The organism is Xenorhabdus innexi, from assembly GCF_002632485.1.
Lineage (GTDB): Bacteria > Pseudomonadota > Gammaproteobacteria > Enterobacterales > Enterobacteriaceae > Xenorhabdus > Xenorhabdus innexi.
Genome location: NZ_NIBU01000122.1, coordinates 1 through 4,006 on the forward strand (window position 1 = coordinate 1; position 4,006 = coordinate 4,006).

General features: G+C 44.0%; 4 protein-coding genes and 1 pseudogene. 4 read left to right on the forward strand and 1 reads right to left on the reverse strand.

Annotation, left to right across the window (positions count from 1 at the left end):
- A pseudogene (locus tag Xinn_RS20110) lies at positions 1 to 187 on the forward strand (IS630 family transposase); the annotation flags it as partial.
- 78 nt (positions 188 to 265) lie between these two features.
- Here Xinn_RS20110 and Xinn_RS20115 read toward each other — a convergent pair.
- Complete coding sequence (locus Xinn_RS20115; RefSeq protein ID WP_086955659.1) at positions 266 to 994, reverse strand: DUF2971 domain-containing protein; 729 nt, start codon at positions 992 to 994, stop codon at positions 266 to 268.
- A gap of 393 nt (positions 995 to 1,387) precedes the next feature.
- Between Xinn_RS20115 and Xinn_RS20120 the strand changes: the two genes are divergently transcribed.
- From Xinn_RS20120 to Xinn_RS20130, 3 genes are all read left to right on the forward strand, one after another.
- Positions 1,388 to 2,539 (forward strand): phage major capsid protein, encoded by a 1,152-nt coding sequence (locus Xinn_RS20120; RefSeq protein WP_086955661.1) that lies wholly within the window; start codon positions 1,388 to 1,390, stop codon positions 2,537 to 2,539.
- Between the two features lie 45 nt (positions 2,540 to 2,584).
- Entirely contained in the window at positions 2,585 to 3,133 is a 549-nt protein-coding gene (locus tag Xinn_RS20125; RefSeq protein WP_086955663.1) for an HK97 family phage prohead protease, read from the forward strand.
- Between the two features lie 2 nt (positions 3,134 to 3,135).
- Positions 3,136 to 4,006 (forward strand): phage portal protein (locus tag Xinn_RS20130; RefSeq protein ID WP_099137780.1); only part of this gene is annotated, 871 nt, incomplete at its 3' end.

Genomic DNA, 4,006 nt, shown 5'->3' on the forward strand with positions numbered 1-4,006 from the left:
TCTTCCGGTCTACTCGCCTTGGTTAAATAAAATAGAACGGCTATGGCAATCACTTCATGAAACGGTGACACGCAATCATTGTTGCCAATTTATGTGGCAACTTATTCGTAATGTGAAAATTTTTTTGAAAAGGGCTTCGTTAACAACTTGGAAAGAAATGAGAAATATCAGAGTCTCACCATTATGACAAACTATTTAGAAATGAGTTTTTCATGAATAGAAAAAAGGAACTCAATGAGCCCTTTTTTCCTACTTTTTTATTTCACTACAATTTAAATTTTAGCCCTATGGGAGCATCGTATAGAGTAGATCTTTTCACTTCAGTTTTACAACCTTTTTTCTTAATTGCCAATATATATGCCTGCCTTAAATTTTTTTCCATTCTTGGATCAAATAACACTCTGTCTAATAACTTGGCTGGGTCAATGTCAAATTGGAAAATATCACTAATGCTGGAATTGTCATCACCTGAATAAATTAAACGAATTTCGTTTTCGTGTTTGAATTCTGTTCGTTTGTATAAAAGTGATTCAGCGATACCTGAACCATTGGCATTGAATAAATCGATTGATTGAAGTTTTTCTAGAAGATTTTTTTTTGAAAGATAAGAGACTTTGCCTATAAAACATTTTAAATTATGGTACTTCGGCTCTGCTGTTTGAAGTGCGGTTAATAATTTTCTTGGGGTAGTTGAAATTCTTACACCATCTTTATCATGGGAGTATATCCGCCACATTGCATCAGTTTCACGGTGAAATGTCCAGCATTGACCATAAATGGAATCTTTTGCGGCAAATGATCCTGTTTCGCCGTCAGAAGTTTCAAAGGCACAATTTAATAAAGCATTCTCAAATGGATCATCCCATTTTTTTGGTTTTACTAAGGTTAATTTCTTTTCTTCGAGTAATTGAAGGAAACGATGTATTGGCATAATTCTATAAATAGGCTTATCCAATAAATCTTCTGTTAAATTAATATAGTTGTTATAGCTCATTGTTTTTGAAATTTTATCCTGTTATTTAGCAAATTTCACAATCAAGTAGTGGGAGCAACTATTGCTGTCAGCTTCCCGGAAGACACAAGGGGCAGCAGGCTACTGGATAGTTTTATAATCAAAATGGGGGTGACATATTGAAATTACGCTCTTTACACAAGCAATGCAGCCGCTATCTGTTTCTCAAAGGCATTGCGCTAATCGCATTAATGTAGCCTGAGATCCGCTCATGGCACAAAGCAGATTGCCAGATTACACGAAATAGTAAGCCTTTGTTTAGACTTGTTTCTGATTTTGTGTAATCACCCATCATAAATAGATAACTTCATATTATTTTTCATAGTGTTAAAAATTATAGCTAATTTAATCCGATATACTTTATATAAAAACACTATGAAAAAACTACTCGAACTACGCCAACAAAAGTCCGATTTAACCCATCAAATGCGTTCGCTGCTCACCCAAGCTGAAAACGAAAAGCGTTCACTCAATACCGATGAAGCCAAACAGTTCGACGATCTGCGCAGCCAGTCCGACACGCTGAATACTGAAATTGCCCGTTATGAAGTATTGGCTGATGAAGAACGCAATCAGGCAAAAGCCCAGCCGACCAGCAAAAAACTCAGCAATGATGAACTGCGCCACTATGTTCTGACTGGCGAAACCCGCTCTTTATCCACGAGTGTTCCGTCTGAGGGTGGCTATACCGTTATTCCTGAGCTGAACAAACAAATCATGCAACAACTGACTGATGAGTCAGTTATGCGCCGTATTTGTACGGTAAAAACCACACGCAGCAACGAATATAAACAGTTGGTTTCAATCGGTGGCGCAGTCGTAACACATGGGGAAGAAGGTAAGGCACGCGGTGAGACTGCCACGCCGAAGATGGAAGAAGTGAGCATTAAGCTGTTCCCCATCTACGCCTACCCTAAAACAACCCAAGAGATTATCGATTTTAGCGATGTGGATATCTTAGGCTGGTTGACTGCTGAGATTGCCGACACTTTTGTCGATACCGAAGAAACGGATCTTGTGAGCGGTGACGGCAGTAAAAAAGCGAAAGGCTTCCTGTTTTATCCCCGTGATACCCAAACTGACAAAGTTCGCGCGTTTGGTACATTGCAAAAACTGGAAATTACCACACTTTCCGCCGATAGCCTGATTGACCTGAAATTCTTACTTAAAAACAAATACCGTAAAAATGCCGTCTGGGTGATGAATTCCGGCACAGCCGCGCAGGTGCAAAAACTGAAAAATGGCAATGGCGATTATATCTGGCGGGAGCGCTTACAGGCGGGTGATCCCGATATGCTGTTGGGCTTGCCTGTTCACTACCTCGAATTTATGCCGGAAGGTGTGATAAGTCTGGGTGACTTCAAACGTGGCTATTTCATTGTTGACCATGAAACGGGCATTCGTACCCGCCCTGACAATATTACCGAGCCGGGATTTTATAAGGTACATACCGATAAATATCTGGGGGGCGGGCTGGTGGATTCCAACGCGATTAAGGTACTGGAAGTGAAAGCAGCCAGCAACTAAGCAGAAGGGGTATCGCGCCCCTTTCCAAGTATTGGAGTCCAGAAAATGAAGAATGATTTTGAAATCCGCACAGCCTCACTGTCTGCCAGTGATAAGAAACTGACAGGCTATGTCATTAAGTGGAACAGCCGATCACACGTACTGTGGGATGAATTTGTCGAGCAGTTCGCGCCGAATGCGTTTAACGCCAGTTTAGCGGCAGGAGTTGATATCAGGGCGTTGTACGAGCATGACCCTATAAACCTGTTAGGCCGTACCACGTCCGGTACATTGCAATTGAGTGAAGATACTACCGGATTATGCTTCGAACTAACCCCACCAGATACGCAATTAGGGCACGATGTATTAACACTGGTTGAACGCGGGGATATACAAGGCATGTCCTTTGGTTTTCGTGCCATTAAAGATCAGTGGGATACAGGTCAAACACCTTATATCAGAACCGTATTGGAGGCTGAATTACGGGAAATCACCATAACCAGCTTACCGGCCTATCCTGAAAGTGGCGTTGAAATTGCCAAGCGTTCACTGAATGCCGCTAAACTCTGCCCTGTGGACTTGCGTCATTACTGGCTGCAACTGTCTGAGGTGTAACCATGTGGCCTTTTACACGCAAATCCCCTGAAACCCGCAGCATGACGCTGGAAGAATTTTTTTCTCTGGCAGGCATGGCTAATACCAAATCGGGCGAGCATGTTTCCCCCTCCACGGCGGAAGGCTTACCTGCTGTGATGAATGCCGTTACGGTGGTTAGTGAAGCGGTGGCCTCCATGCCTTGCTATCTCTATCGGGTACAGCACCAGAACGGCAAAGAATCCCGCGAATGGCTGAGCGATCACCCCGTTGATTATTTGTTGAATGAGTGCCCGAATGACTGCCAGACTCCCTATCAGTTCAAGCGAACCTTGATGCGTCATTGCCTGCTGAATGGCAATGCGTATGCGGTGATTGTCTGGGGGCGGGATGGTCAGCCACAGTCATTACACCCTTACCCGCCGTCAGCGGTCGTACCTCAACGATTATCGGATCAACGATTCGCGTACATCATCACCGAGCCGTATAGCGGCAGGGTTAAAACCTATTTACAGGAGGAAGTGCTGCATTTGCGCTATGCCACCGAAGATGGTTTTTTGGGGCGTTCTCCCGTCACCGTTTGCCGTGAAACATTGGGCTTGGGGCTGGCACAACAGCGCCACGGCGCAAGCATTATGAAAGATGGCATGATGGCGGCGGGAGTAATCAAAGCCGCTGACTGGCTGGACGGAATCAAGGGAAGTAAGGCACTGGAAGCCCTCGAACGTTATAAAGGTGCGCGTAATGCCGGAAAAACACCGATCCTTGAAGGTGGGATGGAATACCAACAGCTAGGCATGAGTAACCAAGATGCGGAATGGCTGGCCTCCCGTCGATTCACCATTGACGATATCGCCCGTATGTTCAATGTCAGCCCGATCTTTCTGCAAGAAT

What these genes read in the sequence shown, in the direction of transcription:
- Xinn_RS20120 (WP_086955661.1), top strand. Translation starts at nt 1,388, where the DNA reads ATGAAAAAACTACTCGAACTACGCCAACAAAAGTCCGATTTAACCCAT.
- Xinn_RS20115 (WP_086955659.1), bottom strand. Translation starts at nt 994, where the DNA reads ATGAGCTATAACAACTATATTAATTTAACAGAAGATTTATTGGATAAG.
- Xinn_RS20125 (WP_086955663.1), top strand. Translation starts at nt 2,585, where the DNA reads ATGAAGAATGATTTTGAAATCCGCACAGCCTCACTGTCTGCCAGTGAT.